Source organism: Legionella sp. PC1000 (assembly GCF_014109805.1).
GTDB classification, from domain to species: domain Bacteria; phylum Pseudomonadota; class Gammaproteobacteria; order Legionellales; family Legionellaceae; genus Legionella; species Legionella resiliens.
In genome coordinates this window covers 1,868,620-1,888,096 of sequence record NZ_CP059400.1, presented here as the reverse complement: position 1 = coordinate 1,888,096, position 19,477 = coordinate 1,868,620, and the positions used below count along the sequence as shown (strand labels likewise).

Genomic DNA, 19,477 nt, shown 5'->3' with positions numbered 1-19,477 from the left:
AAAATCGGTTGAACATTCTGACACAGTATGGAGAAAGCTAACAACCAATTATAAAGAAATGCAAAATCTTCAAATTCCCTTCTGAATTTAGCTCATATAAGTTTTAACTTAAAAATAACTCTTTGATTGTTTTTATTTTACCTTATTTGCAGTTTTAGACCACATTTCCAATAGATCAACTCTTCTCCTTTTGACGAAACCTAAAACGAAAAGTCATTGTTTCCAAAATGGAAATCTGATGGAGGATCTTCTATAAGCTTATGATTATATTGATAAAAATCTGAAAATATCTTATTTAGGAAAATCACTCTTTCCAAAATAGAATTTAACTTGAGATGTCGCTCTAACCTCATGATTACATTGAATTTATGTAGAAACCCATTTGATTGCTTAATATTTATTTAATATTTAAATAATAATCCCTTAATGTTCAAGTTTTACACTAAAAAAACATTACATTTGTAGGAGAAAATTATGTGGTCTCGTGTTTCAACTAATGGTGGTATGTTTGCTAAAAGTAGATTGATGACAGCCGGTGCTGTTGGAGGATACTTGATTGTAGAAACGTATCAATATGAACAATTTAGTAAAGAAATGGCTTCCCTTTCAACAACTGAAGCGTCTTCAGAAAGACCTCTGGTACAAGCCGAACATAAAGAATATTTGATATTTGGCCGTCAAAGTCCTGGATATGTCCGTGATGATCATAAATCGTCAAAAAATTATATTTTAGAACAAATTAAAATTAGTTCTATAAGTATAGCAAAAATTGGAACGCATTTAGATAATGAAAGTCATTATGACTTACTTAAATCTAGCCCTTTTATTACAGAACCATTAAGTCACAACTCTAACGACCCGAGAGTTATTATTCAACCGGAGCAAATGATTGATATTGAGCTTAAAGAAATCCCGGATGAGCAGCGATATGAGATAAGTTTTGCAAGAAAGCAAGCGTTTGCTACTACGACTGATGAACGGTCTCCTTTTTATCACTCTTCATTCGCATTGAGAGCTGTTTCTGAACACAGGCCGGCCAATTCGAATGCTGTAGTAATATCGGGTAAAGAAGCTAAAGAGTTAATCAGCGATATTAATAAAACAATTTGTGAGGCTCAACACTGCACTATGTATACTTCAAATTGCTATTCTGCGTCCATTTATGGTCTGGGAGTTTTAGCGACTATTATTGACCAACGAGATTGTGATGAAGAAAGAAAGAAATTGGATATACAAGCAATAGCAAATGTAGCATCAAAATTTTCGACAGATAATTTCGCTCGTGGAGTCAGCAATAATGCAGTAGTAAATGCACAAATGACCTCTGTGCTGCCCAAAATTATGAGTAAATATGACCTATTAGAGCGTGAAACAGACGAACAAATATTGCGTACTGCCACCCATTTATAATGGTCTTTTCTCGGAAATTATCCCTGTTATCATAGGAGTACTTAAAATGAACAACCCAAAAGAAATGTTAGTTGATGAAAATATTATGAAAACGCTAGGTGCTCAAACAGCAAAAAATATCAGAATAAAAAGTGCTCGAATGGAAGCAGCAATAGCTGCAAAATTAGAGGAACTTGAGCTCCTGGTTGTTGAAGGATTTTCAACAAATGGATTTGCAAAAGCTAAAGTGGATGGAAATCATAATTTGTTGGAACTTCATATCGAGGCTTCTTATGGAGATTGGGATAATAGAATTAATACGTGTAAATTGCTGATGGAAGCGGTTAATGATGCATTATATAAATTGGCACTCGCTATTGAAACAGAAATTTCAACAATTAAATATAGTTTTTTAGGTGACGTCATCAGGGGTATTGAAAAGAAAAACTAATTTTCACTAAATATTTAATTTCATCAAAACAGTTGTTTTAATATAGCTCTGAATAAAAACAGCTGTTTTCTTTTTAACTTTAAAAATTCATTGTATCGTATTTAGTGACAGGGACATTTCTTCTAGCGTCTCTTTCTCACAAAGAAAATTTAACAGTAAATTCACTTTACGCTCATTAACCAGGTGTATAGGATAAATTGAGTAAAGGCTAATTTCTGGTGATCCATCTTGAGGTAATATTTGCACTAACTCCCCCTTTTTAATTTCTTCATGTACGGAAAAATAAGGAGCCCATAAAATCCCTATCCCTGCGACAGCGGCTTGTTTTAAAGCGTAAGCACTATTGCTCTTAAAAGGTCCTGATACGTGTATAATTCTTTGATTAAATACCCATTTGTTCTGCAGGCCATAAAGAGTATTAATTAAACACTGATGGTTGCGTAACTCATCAATTGTCTGAGGTTGGCCATACTGAGCAATATAAGCAGGAGAAACAAATACATTTCGATGAACTGAAAATAATTTGTTACAAACAAGTTTTGGATGTTTGATTTCATCAAATGAGATTGCTAAGTCAAAAGTAGCGGAAAAGATATCTTTAGTGTCAGCCCCCACTACAATATCCATTTCAATCTGAGGATATTTCTGCATGAATTCAATACACAATGAAGTTAAATAAGGTGTTGCCGGAGGAACAATAAGATAGAGTTTAATAACACCTTTAAATTCGATTGTTTCAGGATTGGCAATCAGTTTAACCCTTTCTAATTGCTCAAAAAGCTCCAGACTTTTTTCATACAATATTTGCCCAGGTTCGGTAATAATTAATCTTTTTGAGGAGCGTATAAAAAGAACTACTTTTAACTCTTGCTCCAACCACGTGATTTGTTTGCTTAGTTTGGATGGAGAGATATACAACCTTTGCGCTGCCTTCGAAAAGCTTTTAGACTCAATCGTAGCAATAAAACCTTTTAAGCAAGATAACAGGTTCATGTGAGTATTTTTTAATAGGGCCTTTTAAATATATAGATTTATGTGTAAGTTTTGTAAACCTTAATATATTGCTTATGAGCTTAAAAAGCCTAAATTTACAGAAGTAATTAATAAATTACAGTGGATTGTCAATCTGAGATTAATCTTGCATTTGCTCTTTTAAGATAGGTTCACAATGTGTGATTGATAGTTCAGGATCTTTACCACGTCAATCAAAAAATTCTTGATTCTTATATTCTATACTAAATATAGACTATATTAATACCCGGAATACTCTATTCTTACTGCGCAAATAATGCTTTTTGATTCTCTTATAAAACGATATTATTATCACCATTAGATTCCACCTTATTTACAGAACAACTAGATGAACTGGAGATAGCTGTTATATAAAATTTATGGCTTTTACTAAATCACTGAGAAAATGGATGGACACTCCAACTTCATAAAGAAGAATCCGGATAATATGATTCATTTTTTGATCCAAATAAAGGAGAACAGCTAAATCTCACTGCTCAGGAGCTTTGCGCTAAATTAAATAAGGCAATGAAGCTTTATAATGCAACTCATGTTGCTTTTCTTGACGGTTTAAAATATATAAAAAGCCTAAATCAATCAACCTCTGATGAAAGTTCCGCCTTTACTTCAAGAGCGCATCTGAATGTTATGAGAATTGACCCGTTAGATCGACAGACTAATATAAATACAGTTTTCCATCTATTATCAAATTCTTTATTTCGCAATACAGAGGACTCTCCTCCTCGTTATATTAAAGAGATAATAAGTATTCTTAGACAGATAGATTATAATAACGAATTAAATATTGTAAAAAATATAATAGAAATTAAACGTATTTCTAAAATGGAACCGGCTCCAGATGAAAACAGTCATGTGCTTGCATTACGAGCGGTATTTAATAGTTCTACGTCAACAACCTTTGCAAGTATTGTAGCAAATTTAAATAAAGAACCGCAGATACAACAGGTTCTGGATGAGCTTGCCTCTCAGAAACAAATATCACATGGCCAAAATTAAAGAAATTAAACACGAATATCACAAAAGTGTTTATTCTGTATCATAAACTGTGCCCCTGCCGTTTTAAGCAGTTATGGGCTAGGATCTACCCTGGTTGGAATAAGTCACTTTGTTTTTGCATAATTTGCTTATTTTCTTGAATATAACCTACAGTACTTAAGAGAACATGGGCAATACAATAAAATTTTTGGATTTCAGGATCTCGTGAACGGAAAAAAGGTAGTGCACCATCAGGGCTGATTCCTTCAATCTTATTTGCAAACTTACTATAAGTACTTTCATCACTGCTATCTAATCGATTTAATTTATTGATCCCATCATTGTTTTTTCGACCAAAAAATCCCTGTCCTTTCTTAGAGTATTTTTCTTTATGTTCCTGAACCTCATATTTTAATGCATCCATCACATCCCGAGTATTAAAAATTTCTTTAAATTTTTCTGGAGTTAGCGATTTTTTAGCTGTGAAAAAAAGAGAAAGATTCTTGCCAAGTTCCTCTTTATATTCCTGACATAATCGCTCCACTATATTTTCTCCAGGTCTAAAAACAATAGTTTTGGGATTCTCTCGAATAAGAGGAGATATAGCTTTTATAAATTCAATATTATCAAAGATCTGATTCAGGCCAATATCCTCTTTAATTGCCATGCTTAAAACAGGTGCAATCAAATGTCTTGTTTGGGAGTCACATTGCAAATAAGCTAATAACGGATGTTGCTCTGATGTATTTAAATTAAGATTTGGACTCAGTATTTGCTCAACAAGCTTTAATTGAGCATCCTTATCGATTAAATGCATGATTGGGGCGAGCTCCGCCAAGCAGCTTATTGCCATCTCATTAGTTAAAAATGATTCAGCATTAAATTCTTGAGTGGAAATGTATCCGGATTGGTAGACAATATTCAAAGCAGAAATTGCTTCTTGGTTGTTCTTATAGTCTTCAAAAAGTTGTTTGCATTGAAGCCGAGTTAAAATTAATAAAAATGCTATTTGCTCAGGACTGCTGTCTTTAGGTAATTTACCATTGGATGTATCAAACCATTCTCTAAGCCGAAATTGTTCAATACATTCATCGTCTAATAGAGAAATATTATCTGAATTAAATGCTTCTTTTCTTTGTTTGGGATTCCCAAGTCTATCATTAAACATCTGGGGCATATAAATTGTTCTAAGCAGGGCAAAATTATCTACTTCCCTTCGAGTATAGTTTCTGCAGGATGGTGATAAATAGTCAAATGACCCTGAATCATTTCCGTGCTTTTCCTCTAATCTGTTATTTGCACAACCAAAATCGACCAAGGATAATTGATTTTGAGCATCAATGACGAGCTGATCGGGTTTTAAATCACCATGTACATAGGGGATCCCTGATCGCGATAGATAACCTTGATGCAATAAATGACATTGCCAAGCTGCCTGAATCGCCATGTCCAATCTTTGCTCTGGAGTTAAATCGGATTTTATGATTTTTTTCTTGACACTATCCCCCCTGAACTCCATTAATACATAAGTTTGTTCTGGAATACCTGGCTCATTGTATTCCGTACTTTCTCCTCCTTTTTGACTTGAGGCAATGATTAGCCTAACATCCTTCCCAATCGATATTTCCTCCTCCATTGAATCTTGCGGAACGTCTTCTGCTCCTAATTCTTCTTTAATTTTAGTGCGTCTACGAATAATAGACTTTTTCTCAACTTTAATTAAAAAAACATGTCCATATTCGTCCATTGCAAGACGCCCCTTGCCATAATTACCTGAACCAATAGTTCCTTCCGCCCCAGGTAGAGTACAAACCAATTTACCATTAAAATTAAAAAAACTATGCTCTGTCTCAGGAGGCTTTGCTTGCGCCCCATGTTTAATAGCATATCTTTCTCTGAATTTTACTTTATCTGTTCTTCCTAATTTAAAAACATCTTGATTGTTTCTAAAATATTCAGAAGCATTATGAAACTCTTTTCTTAACCTAAAAGGTAAATGAATTGGCTGTTCCAGTGGATCAACACCCATCGCACGCAAAAATTCAAAAGCTGGATTTGGCATAATCAAATATTAATTGCTACATATAGCTGGATTATAGTTCAAATATGCGTCGAAATGAATAAATTTTGGATTTTAACTAATGAAGTATCTTCTATGTAATTTTATAAACTTATGGTTGTCATGGAGACTGGGGTTGCATTGATTCTTGTGGTTGTCCAGGAGCTTGAAGTGACATGGGTTCCTGGGATTGGATGGGCATCTGCGGTTGTATCGATGGCGCCTGAGGCTGTAGTTGTATCTGAGGTTGTGTTGGTTCCTGGGGCTGTGTTTGTATCTGAGGTTGTATTGGTTCCTGGGGCTGTGTTGGTGCCTGAGGTTGTATTTGCTCCTGGGGCTGTGTTTGTATCTGAGGTTGTATTGGTTCCTGGGGTTGTGGTGGTACCTGAGGTTGTATTTGCTCCTGGGGCTGTGTTGGTGCCTGAGGTTGTATTTGTTCCTGGGGTTGCGTTGGTTCCTGAGGTTGTATTTGTTCCTGGGGTTGCGTTGGTTCCTGGGGTTGCGTTGGCTCCTGAGACAGCGTTGGCTCCTGAGGCTGCGTTGGTTCCTGAGGTTGTATTTGTTCCTGGGGTTGCGTTGGTTCCTGGGGTTGCGTTGGTTCCTGGGGTTGCGTTGGTTCCTGAGGCTGTGTTGGTTCCTGAGGCTGTGTTGGTTCCTGAGGTTGTATTTGTTCCTGAGGTTGTATTTGTTCCTGAGGTTGTATTTGTTCCTGAGGTTGTATTTGTTCCTGAGGTTGTATTTGTTCCTGAGGTTGTATTTGTTCCTGAGGTTGTATTTGTTCCTGAGGTTGTATTTGTTCCTGGGGTTGCGTAGGTTCCTGGGGTTGCGTAGGTTCCTGGGGTTGCGTAGGTTCCTGGGGTTGCGTAGGTTCCTGGGGTTGCGTAGGTTCCTGAGGCTGTGTTGGTTCCTGAGCAGGCTGCGTTGGTTCCTGAGCAGGCTGCGTTGGTTCCTGAGCAGGTTGCGTTGGTTCCTGAGCAGGTTGCGTTGGTTCCTGCGGCTGCGTTGGTTCCTGAGGTTGTGTTTGTTCCTGAGGTTTAATCAATTCTGGATCAGGTACTGGGGCTTGATCGATAATTTTTTCAGTAATGGGAGTAGACGTTTGTGTTGGATTAACTACATCTAATTTTTCGGCTGATTCAGTTGGCAATGGTTTTAAAGATTGTGTTTCCTGTGTAGATAAAGGAGATCCGGGATTTTTTTCCAGTAGTTTTTTCTCTTCAGAAAAAGGTACAGGAGGTGTTGGAGGAGCAACAGTTACTACTCCCGTTTGCTCTAAAATTTCTTTTGGCGGTTGAGACTGCGCAGAACTTCCTCCTAATACGCTGGCAGTGTCAGGCGCGATCGCTGCAATAGGGGTTTTAGGCGCTTGTTGTATTATTTGAGAAGGGACATTTACCACTGCCTGGTTAACTGGTTGCGAATTAACAAATGTTTGCGTTGGCACCGCAGTTATTGCGGGTGCTACATTTACATTTTGATAGAAGATATTGGTATTTCTATTAATGAAAATATTATTTACGTAGGTATTATTAATCTGGGTATTACTTGTATTGACATTGATGAAATAATTACGTCCCAGGTGGGCTGGAGGAATATAGATTTCTCCTGGGGCTAGAGGAAACCAAGCTATTCCTGGTACCCCAGTACTCAGTCTCAGGTTAAAATTGTTACCTCCTACAAATGCCACCAATGCAGGTGCATAAACAGGTCGGGCATATCTTGGTCCAGGGACCCAACTCCACCTTCTTTCAAGATAAGCCCATCTACCATAATGGAATGGAGCAAATCCCCAGGGCTCTTCATCCACCCAGGTCCAACCCCATTGGCGCACCCACAACCACTTACCTGTACGATAAGGGGCCCAATTTGGGTTCACCTTATTAGGTATCCATACATGACCATATTTAGGGGTTTTTTTCCAACTTCCATAGAGTTGAAGATCTTCTTCGCCAATCATTTCAGTAGATACATATTGGGTAATACCTTTTCCTATACGATCTCGCATACGGCTCCAACGCTCAAAACTATCAGGCGCAGGGATACCAGTGGGTTTAAATAGTTTGAGATTTACTCCAAAAGGGTAGGATTTTCCTTGATTAACAATATAAGAAACTTTTGGACCATACACCTTTCCTCTTCCTTTTATTACACTTATGAGTGTTATTTTTGCTTGATTGTTGACAAAAATTCGATAATAACCTGGCTTTGTTACTATAAAAGCAAGAGTGGGCGTACTGATTTCAATTGTTTGCCCAGGATTCAAACGGGTTACTTTGACAATTAAGGTCCCACTGGAAAGTTGTAATTGGGAAATTTTTTGGTTAAGGTTTAGAATTTTAAGGCTGGTTTGATTACCCATACGCACCGTTGTAGAACCCAGCTGTAATTCGAGAAATGATTTATTACTTGACCATATGCGATCACCGGGGATTAATGGACGGTTGACAAGGCCTTTTACCCATTGGGTTTCCCCTCCGGGCAGCAAACTTGCAGAGCCATTGATAGAACTTAATCGAGCAACCCGAGGGGGTTCGCCTCCATCTTCAGCATAGGCAGGACCAAAGATAAAGAATAAAAAAATAAGAACTGAATAGATACAACTCATTATATTTTTTTTCATCAACTTTACCTCTGTTTGAAGATAAGGTCCGAAAAACTTTATATAATTATAGTACATTATAAGTTCATATTGAATGATAATTTTACAAACAGAAAAACTGATTAAAGGAAACTCATGGCCACGATTCTACAAAAAATTTTAGGTCTTTGAATTTCCATTAGAATTGTTTCTGATAAAGTATGCCTGCTGCTAACTCTTCATAAAGACTGATAACACTAATTAACTGTTCTAATTTGCTTACGGTCAGTTCATAGTCTTTTTGGCTAATATCTATACTGCTGTATAATAAGTCGTTATGACTAATAAGACCTTTGCGATAGAGTTCCTGTTGCAATTGATATTTTTTCTTTAATGATGCTAAAGAGAGAGCGTCTTCCTGGTATTTAGCCATAAGCTTTTGATTGGCAGCGATACTGTTTGCGATCAGACGTAATGCATTTTGGATGACATTATTATACTCTGCCAAACTCCTATTAAAAATCGCCTCACTGGTGATAATTTGTCCAAATAGAGAGGGGGATAAGTTAAATGTTGCATATATATCGCCATATGATGCTGAATGTGTTGGACTATTAAATGTCCCGTTCAAACTCGCCCTTCCCCAAAAATAATCCAGGGTTACGGCTGGGAATAATTGTGATTCTGCTATATTGACTCCACTGCACGCCGCAAGAAGAGATGTTAAAGCAACCATTACATCGGGACGACGTAGAATAACTTGAGTATTAATTTTATTTAGTGGTACTGCTTTACTTGGTATGTTAATAAATGATTTATTTGATTTTATTTCTCCTGGTGGCTGATTAATTAAATAACGTAGCGCATTTTCGCTTGCGACGATATTGTTTTGTACTTGCTTTTGCTGTCCCATAATACTTTGTAATTGGCTTGTTAAGGCTAACAATTGTAGTTTATTCGCTAATCCTTGTTTTCTTGCTATTTCTAATGATGCTAAAAGCTCTTTATTGTCTTGTTCAATTTGCTTCAGAAGAGTTAATTGGTGATTCCAAGCGAGTAGAGAAAAATAGCTACTGATTACTTCTCCAATAACAGCCAATCGAACACCAAGATAATATGCCTTAGAACGCTCCAAGATAAATTCTGCTTTTTTTTGCTGAAAATAAAGCGCAACAAAATTTTGGTAATAGCTGGGAAGAACACCATAAAACACTCCAGGATTTCCTAAAGCAGGATTTTGGGCGAAACCCATTAAAAGATTCAGACCAGGAAGCCAATTTAAGCGAATCGTTTGCAGCTCAGCCTGTGCAACACGAATTGATTGCTTCGCTACTGTAACATTATTATTGTAAAGAAGTGCTTTATCAACAAACTGATTAAGAAGAGGATCTCTAAAATCTTCCCACCATGCTTGATAAGGAAGCCCATTTAATGCATCATTGCTTGAGTCTTGCAGATATGTAGGGATATAAATTGGCGTGAGTCGTGAATTTTTTGCGCTTGGCATACATGCTACTAGCACACTTGTCATGACTAAAGTAATTAGCGTTGCCAGGCTGCGCAATTAAACGGATCCATAAATAACATGACTAATATTGAAAAATGGTAACACAAAAGCTTCGAAAGTTAAAACCTTATACAGTTTTGCTTTTCTTAGTCTTATTCGCAGTTTTATATTATTTTTTCTCTTTTTTAATTCCATTTACTAATAATGCTTTTGTCGTCGCTAATGTTCGCCCTGTAGCTGCTATTGTCAGTGGGTATATTACTGATTTATATGTTAAAAATGAACAATATGTCCAGAAAGGACAACCTTTATTTACTGTTTTCCAAGAGCCTTATAAGCTCACTTACGGTAGGCTAATTGAGGAAGTGCATACTGCGAAAGCGGAGCTTCAAAGCTTACAATACCAGCTACAAAAAGAGAAACAATTACTCATACAATACACACAAGAATACAATAGAATTCACTTAAATTATTTTCGCAATAAAGCAGTTTTAAAATCAGGAGCAATTTCTGAAATTAATGTCAAAGATTTGCAATATGAAAATCTTGGTAGTTTGGCCAAAGTAAACATGCAAACACAGCAGATTAGCATGGTTGAAAAAAATATTCAGAGCCTGCACCACAAAATCAAAGCGTTAATTTATAAAATGCGTTATGCCAAAGTTAATTTAGAACAAACAACTGTTTATGCCCAAAGTAATGGCCGCATTCAAAACATGTATTTATCTTTGGGAACACCTATTGAAATTAATAAACCTATATTTTCTTTTGTTGATACTGAAAGCCTTTACATTCAAGCCAATTTTACTGAGCTGGATTTGCGTATGGTAAAGACTGGCAATAAAGTCTACATTATTCCACGAATGTACTTTGGCACAAAACTATACCATGGAACAGTGGTATCTGGCGCTTGGGCTGCTAATCGGCAAATTACAAACCCCAAGACTCAGCTCCAAACTGTAACCAATGATACGAATAATTGGGTACTCTTGCCTCAGCGTTTCCCTGTACAGATTAAAATCACTGATTATGACTCCAAACATTATCCTCTGCCTATTGGAGCGACGTGTTATGTCATTATTCAAATCTAATTTTTCTATAGAAATGACAAGCCAAAAAACAATAATGGCTGCACGTATGGCCATTGGTGCAATTATTAGTTTTATCGTTACAACATATTTCACTCTGGTTGAGCCAACTTGGGTTTATATCTCTTTATTCATTATTTTGTTTGAGCAACATACTATTGGCGCTTCTTTGACTCGCTGTTCAATGCGAGCGTTCGCAACGATTAGTAGTGCCTTATATAGTCTTATTATTATTTTTCTTTTTCATAATAATTATCTTATGAATCTTATTGGACTTATAATAGGAATTTTTCTATATACCTATTTATTTTTAGGGACTAAAAAAAGTTATATTGGAATCTTGGGTTGCGTAACCTTAGCTATTTGTCTCATTAATTATAATAATTTTTCATATGTGTTTATACGCCCTACAAATGTAATTATTGGTATATTAATAGGCTTCTTTACCCTACGATTTTTTTTCCCAAACCGAGCAACAAAGATGCTCATTTTAGAAATGGAGGAATTTCTGGCAGAATATGCCGCTTTATCTACGTACATTGCAAACATAGATGATTCAACAGACTTAGCCAAACGGTTAACCCGGTGCGAATCCAACATCCTAACACTGATTCCTCATTTTCAAACACTAATTAGTGAAGCACAGGTTGAGATCGGCAAGGATTCTGGATTTACCCAGGTTGCGGCTGATATTTTACAATCTTTCCGGCATATTTTCCGTTACTATGCATCAATAATTGCGTTGATTCTTTATGAAGGGGTTAGACTCAATGAAAAGGATAAGGAGTACTTTATTTTTTTAAGTAACGCAATGATAAAGTTAAAAGAAAATCTCTCATACTTGGATCGTAAGCCCCATTTAGTAGCAGTTCCGGATGTAATGCCTCAAAAGGGTGAAAATCTTTTATCTTTAATGCTTAGCTTACTTGTTACAGAATGTAGTTCCTTGGAAATTAAGATCAATAAATTAATACGAATGGCTAAAGTAGTTAATTAAAGATCAAGAGGAGACTCTGGATGATTTGCGGAAAAAAGTAGCTCACATTATTTTGTTTTACATAGTTAGCTCCTTCTATATAGATATATCTAGTAATAGAAAATAATCATACATGCACATTGCCATATGATAATTCGCCAGTATATTCGGGTGAATGGAGGCAAGCATAGGCGATCCATATAAAAAACAAGGCAACCCCGATTAAAATGGCCCACCCAGGAACCGGACCTAATGCTGCATTTTCCACAATATTACCCCAAGACATTGCTACTCCCCGAGGAACACCACTGATTTGCAGCCGGGTGGAAGAAACTTTCAAGATCCATGCCATCAGCAGGATGAGGAACATCCATACATAGTTTCTACGTAGCCTCCGCGACATTGCCGCGCTGAAGCTCATAAGAAAACGCGGCTCACGCAGGTCTTGGCCAAGAACTTGAGCCCAATGATCATCAGTTACTCTGGCTGCCGTAAACATAGGGGCAAAATAAAACCGTTCTATCAGACGCACACGTCCTCTGTAGACGTCAAAAAAACGATATCGCCTCGACTCTATGAGGAGAAGTAGAAGAACAAGAAGCATCGCAAACAGCAGTACTCCATGATGCGCGGAGGGCGTCGACAGAGACAGCGAAAGCATTGCGGCTACAGCAGTAATTGCCCAGTTACTCGTCCGGTCGATCCGATCCCGCCATCCAGCCATCCGACCGATCTCGGCGCGATGATAATGCGCCAGTACCGTGATGAATTCAGATGATGTTCTCGGAAATGGAGGAGTTTCAAAAACAGGTAGAAGCTTTTCACCCACTTGTTGTTCGTGTTCCATCGCACTACCTCCCTATAGGCGAAGGGTAGAATTATGCAGTATATCATGGTGTGTTTCAGGACAAAAGAAGTACTTGATTTTTCAAAGGTATAGGTATCTGCTTTAAAATGAATCCCATTAAAGTTTCAACACCTTTTACCCTCGACCCGCCAGATGCACTAATAATTCTTTAATAAAACATAAGCTGCTCATTCAAATACACTCAAGGGTTCAAATGATGTGGTTTGCTATTGGATATATATTAGTGCCCATATTATTGCTCTTATTAGCATTATTATTCTAAATTTTTTATAGGAAAATTAATTCTTAATTCAGGTCCAATAACGCCCTATTCTCAATAATGGGACCGCGTCATGGCATGTTTTATATAAGGAGAGATCTTCTATTTTCAATAGTTTTCACGAAATAGAGTGACTCTTATATTTGGAGTCTTCCAATTATTTAAAACACATAGCTATACACTTAAAAAAATATAACTGCTAATATATTGTTTACCAACTTATACAAGTTAGATATAGATTAGGTATTGCTTCAGGAAGCACCAAATCGAACTGGAAAATAACATTCTCCTAATGCGCCTATAACCTTTAGGAAAGCTTAATTTGATCCGAATTAAAAAATCAGTATAGTTGCCAACAGATTTTCTAAATAAACCACTTGTAGCAACCCATTGTTTTTTAGGAGAGGAGAGATATGTTTCAATTACATGCCTTAGAACTTGCCAGAATTCAATTTGGATTTACTATTTCCTTTCATATTATTTTTCCCGCAATTACTATAGGTTTAGCGAGCTATCTCGTTGTTCTTGAAGGTTTATGGCTTTATAGAAAAGAGCGTGTTTATCGTGATCTTTATCATTTCTGGAGCAAATTATTCGCTGTAAATTTTGCTATGGGTGTGGTATCTGGAATCGTTATGGCCTATCAGTTTGGAACAAACTGGGGTAGTTTTTCTTCATTTGCAGGGGGTGTGACTGGGCCTTTACTCATGTATGAAGTATTAACTGCATTTTTCCTTGAAGCAGGTTTTCTTGGAGTCATGCTTTTTGGTTGGCACAAAGTGGGGCCCCAGCTTCACTTTTTTTCCACTATGATGGTTGCTTTAGGAACATTAATTTCTGCAACATGGATATTAGCATCCAATAGTTGGATGCAAACTCCTCAAGGGTTTATCATTGAAAATAATCATGTTGTGCCCATAGATTGGCTTCAGGTTATTTTTAATCCATCATTTATCTATCGCTTACTCCATATGGTAACCGCGGCATTTCTGGCAACAGCTTTATTTGTTGGAGCCTCTGCAGCCTGGCATTTATTACGCGGAAATACGATACGCCCAATTAAAATCATGTTCTCCATGGCAATGTGGATGATTCTAGCGGCGGCACCATTACAAATTTTCCTTGGCGACCAGCATGGATTAAATACACTTAAGTACCAACCCGCTAAAATAGCAGCAATGGAGGGACATTGGGAAAATAAACCAGGGGAAAGCGTTCCCTTGATCCTTTTTGGACTACCCGATATGACAGAGGAAAACACGAACTATGCCCTGGAAATTCCTCACCTAGGCAGCCTCATCTTAACTCATACATGGAATGGCCAGGTTCCTGGCTTAAAAGATTTTGCTCCAGAGGATCGCCCTAATTCTACTATTATATTTTGGACTTTTAGAATCATGGTTGGTTTGGGACTATTAATGCTGTTATTAGGAATAATCAGTTTATGGCTGCGCTGGCGTGATAAATTATTCCAATCACGTCCTTTTTTGTTTTTTTCCACTCTGATGGGACCTACAGGTGTTTTAGCAATTCTTGCTGGTTGGTATACCACAGAAATTGGAAGGCAACCTTGGATCATTTATGGAATCATGCGAACCAAAGATGCAGTATCCAATCATTCCGCACTCACACTTTCCATAAGTCTCGCTATTTTCATAATTATCTATTTTTTCGTTTTTGGAACAGGAATCATTTATTTATTAAAATTGATTGCACAAGGTCCCAAAGATCATGAATCAGATATAGAAGCAGATACGAAAGGAATACATAGTCCTGCGCGTCCTTTTTCTGCAGCACCTAACGATGTTGCTCCCTAAATTACATCTGAGTAAGGAGAAATTCTAATGGGCATCGATTTACCTCTCATTTGGTATTTAATTATTGGCTTTGGATTAATGATGTATGTTTTTATGGATGGTTTTGATCTAGGAATAGGCATCTTGTTTCCCCTTATAAAAAATCCTGAGGAACGCGATGTGATGATCAACAGCGTTGCGCCCGTTTGGGACGGGAATGAGACCTGGCTCGTTTTATGTGGCGCGGGATTATTGGCTGCTTTTCCTTTAGCATATTCAGTGATATTAACAGCCCTCTATATTCCATTAATTTTCATGTTATGTGGATTGATTTGGCGAGGAGTAGCTTTTGAATTTCGTTTTAAAGCAAGCGAGAACCATAAACCATTTTGGGATAAAGCGTTTATTGGAGGATCCTACATAGCAACTTTTTTCCAAGGGGTAACACTTGGAGCATTTATTAATGGGATCAAACTCAATGGGTTGGTCTATGTTGGTAATGCATTAGACTGGCTGACTCCCTTTAGTTTATTTACTGGCCTTGGTCTTCTCATCACTTATGCACTTTTAGGATGCAGTTGGTTAATTATGAAAACTGAAGGAGAGCTACAAAGAAAGGTAACAAAACTGGCAAAACCCACATTAATCACGCTTCTCTTTATGATTGTGCTCGTGAGTATTATTACACCCCTTACCCACAACAATATCTTTCAACGATGGTTTACTTTTCCTAATATTTTTCTTCTTGCGCCTTTTCCTCTTTTAGCATTGGCTGCCGGAGGAATAATGCTTCGGGCTTTGCAAAAAATCCCCCATCTTTCTCCATTTATTCTTACTCTTTTTATTATTTTTATGGGATATATAGGACTTGCTATCAGTATATGGCCGAATATTATTCCCCCCTCTCTAACTTTTAGAGGAATTGCAGCACCCAGTCAAAGTTTGGGATTTACCCTGGTTGGTGCTCTACTGGTAATTCCATGCATTCTTTTTTATACCATGTGGTCCTATTATGTATTCCGCGGTAAAGTGAAAGTTGGAGAGGGATATCATTAATATGGGAAATAAAACATCATGGCTATATCGTGTTGGGTGGTTAATTTTTCTATGGGGAGCAAGTGTTGTTGGTTTAGGAATCATTGCCTTTCTTATCCGAATGCTTATGATCCTGGCAGGCTTCAAAGTATAAATTTCTGAATAGTGTAAGGTACAACGAGCCCCCTTTCATTACTTTTAATCAATTATTTTGGGGAATCTACGTAAATATCGCGTAATAAATGACAGGCTAAGGAAAAGTTTACAATAAGTTAGAAACTTTCTTTTAAATTCCATACCTGATTTATTTGAACTTTTAAAAGCCCTATCAGAACAAACCGACAGAGCTTTTTAAAAGTTATTAACTATCTTACGCCATAGCAGCGGCTTTCTTTTCCTTTTCTTTGGCAATTACTGCTTCAGCTACATTGTTTGGACAAGCAGCATAGTGCGAGAATTCCATTGAGAATTGACCACGACCCGAGGTAAGGGTACGCAAGGTACTGATGTAACCAAACATTTCTGAAAGAGGAACATCAGCCTTAATGCGAACACCAGCTGCACTGGGTTCCTGGCCCGAGATCATGCCACGACGACGGTTCAAGTCACCAATCACATTACCTACATCCTCTTCCGTACTGTAAACGTCAACCTTCATGATTGGTTCAAGCAATTGGGGGGCAGCTTTGGGTATGGATTGACGGAAAGCACTTTTCGCAGCAATTTCAAATGCGATTGCCGAGGAATCAACGGCATGATAAGCACCATCGGTGAGATTAACTACAACATCCAATACGGGGAACCCTGCCAACGTACCTGAATCCATCATTGAACGGAACCCTTTCTCAATTGCCGGGAAGAATTCTTTAGGAACGTTCCCACCCACCACGGAGGTGATGAAAGTGAATCCAGTATTTGGTTCGCCTGGAGAAATAGTATAGTCAATTTTACCGTATTGACCAGCACCACCTGATTGTTTCTTGTGGGTATAGCTGTCCTGAATCGATTTGGTGATGGTTTCGCGATAGGCAACCTGTGGTTGGCCTACTATTAACTCAACATCGTAAGTACGCTTTAGAATATCCACTTTAATATCAAGATGTAATTCACCCATGCCACGAAGAATGGTTTCACCTGAATCTTGATCAGTTTCCACTCTAAACGTTGGATCTTCTGCAACCATCTTACCTATAGCAATTGACATTTTTTCGGTGGCGCCTTTATCTTTTGGCGTCACTGCAATCGAGATAACGGGCTCAGGGAAAACCATCGCTTCAAGTGTACACTCATGATTAGGATCACAAAGAGTGTGGCCAGTTCGAACGTTTTTCATGCCCACAATCGCGATGATGTCGCCTGCTTCAGCACTTTGTAATTCATTGCGCTCATTCGCCTGCATCTCAACCATACGGCCGACACGTTCCGTTTTACCGGTAAAGGAGTTAAGGATAGTATCCCCTTTATTCAGTTTTCCTGAATAGATACGCACGAAGGTTAAAGCACCAAAACGGTCATCCATAATTTTAAATGCCAAGGCACGAAATGGCTCATCAGGAGAAACAATAGCGAATTGACCATTTGGCTCACCTTCAGCGTTGGTCAAAGGTTGTGGATTCACTTCATGGGGAGCAGGCAAATAGTCAACCACTGCATCCAATAATAGCTGCATCCCTTTGTTCTTAAAGGCCGAACCACAATAAGTTGGGAAGAAAGCTAGTTCGAGCGTACCTTTACGAATACAACGCTTAATGTCTTCTATTGAAGGCTCCTCTCCTTCTAAATAAGCCATCAGCAACTCATCATCCATTTCAAGTGCGGTTTCAATTAATTGCCCGCGATACATTTCAACGTCGTCAACCATATCGGCTGGTACGTCAGTAATTTTGTAATTTTCTGGCTGGCCAGACTCGTCCCAAACATACGCTTTACGGGTTAATACATCGACAACACCTACGAAGCTGTCTTCAAAGCCAATGGGTAAAGTCATAATTAAAGGATTTGCACCCAATACTTTTTTAATTTGTTCAGTAACTTTCAAGAAGTTCGCACCGATACGGTCTAGTTTGTTTACAAAAATCAAACGAGATACTTTTGAGTTGTTCGCATAACGCCAGTTTGTTTCTGATTGAGGTTCTACACCGCCAGAACCACAGAATACCCCGATGCCGCCATCGAGTACTTTCAGTGAACGATATACCTCTACAGTGAAGTCGACGTGTCCTGGGGTATCGATAACGTTGAAGCGATGACCTTTCCAGAAACAGCTTACTGCTGCTGACTGAATGGTAATACCGCGCTCCGCTTCCTGTTCCATGAAATCAGTTGTTGATTCACCATCGTGAACTTCACCTATTTTGTGGATTCTACCAGTGAGTTTAAGAATTCGTTCGGTAGTGGTGGTTTTTCCGGCATCTACGTGGGCGAAGATACCAATATTTCTGTAAAGGTTTAAATCAGTCATAGCACTCTTATAAAATTTAATGGTTAAAAATTTGTCACATATTGTACAGTATTTTATCCGGATTTGCAGCAAAAACTTGCTCCATTAATCTTTTTTTTATAAATATTTCTCCTATTGCTCGTTACAAAATTAAACGAAGCCGTTGTAGGTCGGGCATTGGCCCGACAAAACTCACGCAGAGAAACCATATTTTTATTGGTAAAGCTTAACAGCTAACGCTCAATATTAATTTTAGGAAGAGTTCTTTTCCCTTCTTCGGTAAACAATTTAAAATAAAAATTTCCAAATACACATTTGTATTTTTTCTGGGTAGCATTATCCTTGACAATATTGCTATTGAACTTTGAATTTAAAATGTGTGTAGGCGGAATAGCGTTTGACAGCTGCATTGGATGTCGAAAAGATTTTTCCTGCAAAACTTGGAAAGAAATTAAATGCTACTATATTCGAATTTTTACATCGAATGGCGACGGAAGTTTTTCTGGTTAGCGGAGTATTGAAATAGGCGGAGCGGGATGCCCTCAAGAAGCTCCTGGAGTTATATAAAATACCTTTTCGCTTAATCTCCGCCTAAAAGATCTTATGGTTGATGGCTACTATCTTACTGCATGACATTATTCTGATTTATTAAAATGCACTTACCGAAGAGGTGCTAATGCCTCTTAAGCGAGTAAACCACATTAGCCCCCGAATCAGTTATTAAACTCAACGATGACTTATTATCGGGCAGTTATGAATGAATTTCTTTTCTTAATGCAAAAATCCTAAGCCTATTATGCCAGCAATAATCAGATAAATAGCAACAATATAATTTAATAATCGAGGTATAAGCAGTATTAGAATTCCAGCAATTAATGAAATAAGGGGTGTGATATGGGCGGTAAACATGTTTTTCTCTCCTCCATGAATTCAATATAATAATTATAGCAGCAATTCCGTTTTCCCTAGGTCGGCTTGATGTAGATTATTTTGAACAATAATTTTTTCCATAGTGATTCTTCTG

General features: G+C 37.6%; 15 protein-coding genes. 8 read left to right on the top strand and 7 right to left on the bottom strand.

All coding sequences use genetic code 11. The annotated features are described in order from the left end of the window. Positions 1-474 precede the first annotated feature (474 nt). Both FOLKNPGA_RS08235 and FOLKNPGA_RS08230 read left to right on the top strand, forming a co-directional pair. Positions 475-1,410: a hypothetical protein gene (locus tag FOLKNPGA_RS08235; protein WP_182352580.1), complete on the top strand. Its 936-nt coding sequence runs from the start codon at positions 475-477 to the stop codon at positions 1,408-1,410. Between the two features lie 46 nt (positions 1,411-1,456). Further along, on the top strand, positions 1,457-1,840 hold the full coding sequence (locus tag FOLKNPGA_RS08230; RefSeq protein ID WP_182352579.1) for a YbaB/EbfC family nucleoid-associated protein: 384 nt from the start codon (positions 1,457-1,459) through the stop codon (positions 1,838-1,840). A gap of 87 nt (positions 1,841-1,927) precedes the next feature. On the opposite strand, the gene FOLKNPGA_RS08225 is transcribed toward FOLKNPGA_RS08230, so the two are convergent. After that, a complete protein-coding gene (locus FOLKNPGA_RS08225) occupies positions 1,928-2,833 on the bottom strand; it encodes a LysR family transcriptional regulator (protein WP_182352578.1) in 906 nt (301 codons plus the stop codon). A gap of 546 nt (positions 2,834-3,379) precedes the next feature. On the opposite strand from FOLKNPGA_RS08225, the gene FOLKNPGA_RS08220 reads away from it, so the two are divergent. Next, positions 3,380-3,868, top strand: a complete 489-nt coding sequence (locus FOLKNPGA_RS08220; protein ID WP_182352577.1) for a hypothetical protein — start codon at positions 3,380-3,382, stop codon at positions 3,866-3,868. Between the two features lie 85 nt (positions 3,869-3,953). On the opposite strand, the gene FOLKNPGA_RS08215 is transcribed toward FOLKNPGA_RS08220, so the two are convergent. The 3 genes from FOLKNPGA_RS08215 to FOLKNPGA_RS08205 all read right to left on the bottom strand — a co-directional run bounded on the left by FOLKNPGA_RS08215 (position 3,954) and on the right by FOLKNPGA_RS08205 (position 9,991). Then, a complete protein-coding gene (locus tag FOLKNPGA_RS08215) occupies positions 3,954-5,909 on the bottom strand; it encodes a hypothetical protein (protein WP_182352576.1) in 1,956 nt (651 codons plus the stop codon). A gap of 118 nt (positions 5,910-6,027) precedes the next feature. Continuing rightward, positions 6,028-8,526, bottom strand: coding sequence for a DUF6600 domain-containing protein (locus FOLKNPGA_RS08210; RefSeq protein ID WP_182352575.1), 2,499 nt, complete (start codon positions 8,524-8,526; stop codon positions 6,028-6,030). A 157-nt stretch (positions 8,527-8,683) separates the two neighbouring features. After that, the gene (locus FOLKNPGA_RS08205) at positions 8,684-9,991 is read right to left on the bottom strand and encodes a TolC family protein (RefSeq protein WP_232890902.1); all 1,308 of its coding nucleotides are present in this window, start codon (positions 9,989-9,991) and stop codon (positions 8,684-8,686) included. A gap of 95 nt (positions 9,992-10,086) precedes the next feature. On the opposite strand from FOLKNPGA_RS08205, the gene FOLKNPGA_RS08200 reads away from it, so the two are divergent. Beyond that, a complete protein-coding gene (locus FOLKNPGA_RS08200) occupies positions 10,087-11,082 on the top strand; it encodes an HlyD family secretion protein (protein WP_182352573.1) in 996 nt (331 codons plus the stop codon). Further along, on the top strand, positions 11,063-12,076 hold the full coding sequence (locus FOLKNPGA_RS08195) for an FUSC family protein (protein ID WP_182352572.1): 1,014 nt from the start codon (positions 11,063-11,065) through the stop codon (positions 12,074-12,076). The genes FOLKNPGA_RS08200 and FOLKNPGA_RS08195 overlap by 20 nt, the downstream gene beginning before the upstream one ends. Positions 12,077-12,182: 106 nt before the next feature. Here FOLKNPGA_RS08195 and FOLKNPGA_RS08190 read toward each other — a convergent pair whose 3' ends face one another. Next, positions 12,183-12,902 (bottom strand): DUF2270 domain-containing protein, encoded by a 720-nt coding sequence (locus tag FOLKNPGA_RS08190; RefSeq protein ID WP_182352571.1) that lies wholly within the window; start codon positions 12,900-12,902, stop codon positions 12,183-12,185. A 693-nt stretch (positions 12,903-13,595) separates the two neighbouring features. Here FOLKNPGA_RS08190 and FOLKNPGA_RS08185 point away from each other — a divergent pair. The 3 genes from FOLKNPGA_RS08185 to FOLKNPGA_RS19200 are packed head-to-tail and all read left to right on the top strand — an operon-like array spanning position 13,596 to position 16,167. Beyond that, positions 13,596-14,999, top strand: coding sequence for a cytochrome ubiquinol oxidase subunit I (locus FOLKNPGA_RS08185; protein ID WP_182352570.1), 1,404 nt, complete (start codon positions 13,596-13,598; stop codon positions 14,997-14,999). 27 nt (positions 15,000-15,026) lie between these two features. Beyond that, positions 15,027-16,034: a cytochrome d ubiquinol oxidase subunit II gene (cydB, locus tag FOLKNPGA_RS08180; RefSeq protein ID WP_182352569.1), complete on the top strand. Its 1,008-nt coding sequence runs from the start codon at positions 15,027-15,029 to the stop codon at positions 16,032-16,034. Position 16,035: 1 nt separating this feature from the next. Next, positions 16,036-16,167, top strand: coding sequence for a DUF2474 domain-containing protein (locus FOLKNPGA_RS19200; RefSeq protein WP_182352568.1), 132 nt, complete (start codon positions 16,036-16,038; stop codon positions 16,165-16,167). A 216-nt stretch (positions 16,168-16,383) separates the two neighbouring features. Here FOLKNPGA_RS19200 and fusA read toward each other — a convergent pair whose 3' ends face one another. Continuing rightward, on the bottom strand, positions 16,384-18,474 hold the full coding sequence (gene fusA / locus FOLKNPGA_RS08170; RefSeq protein ID WP_182352567.1) for an elongation factor G: 2,091 nt from the start codon (positions 18,472-18,474) through the stop codon (positions 16,384-16,386). A 750-nt stretch (positions 18,475-19,224) separates the two neighbouring features. Then, positions 19,225-19,362 carry a DUF3096 domain-containing protein gene (locus FOLKNPGA_RS08165; RefSeq protein WP_182352566.1) on the bottom strand — a complete coding sequence of 46 codons (138 nt, stop codon included), beginning with the start codon at positions 19,360-19,362 and terminating at the stop codon, positions 19,225-19,227. Positions 19,363-19,477: the final 115 nt, after the last annotated feature.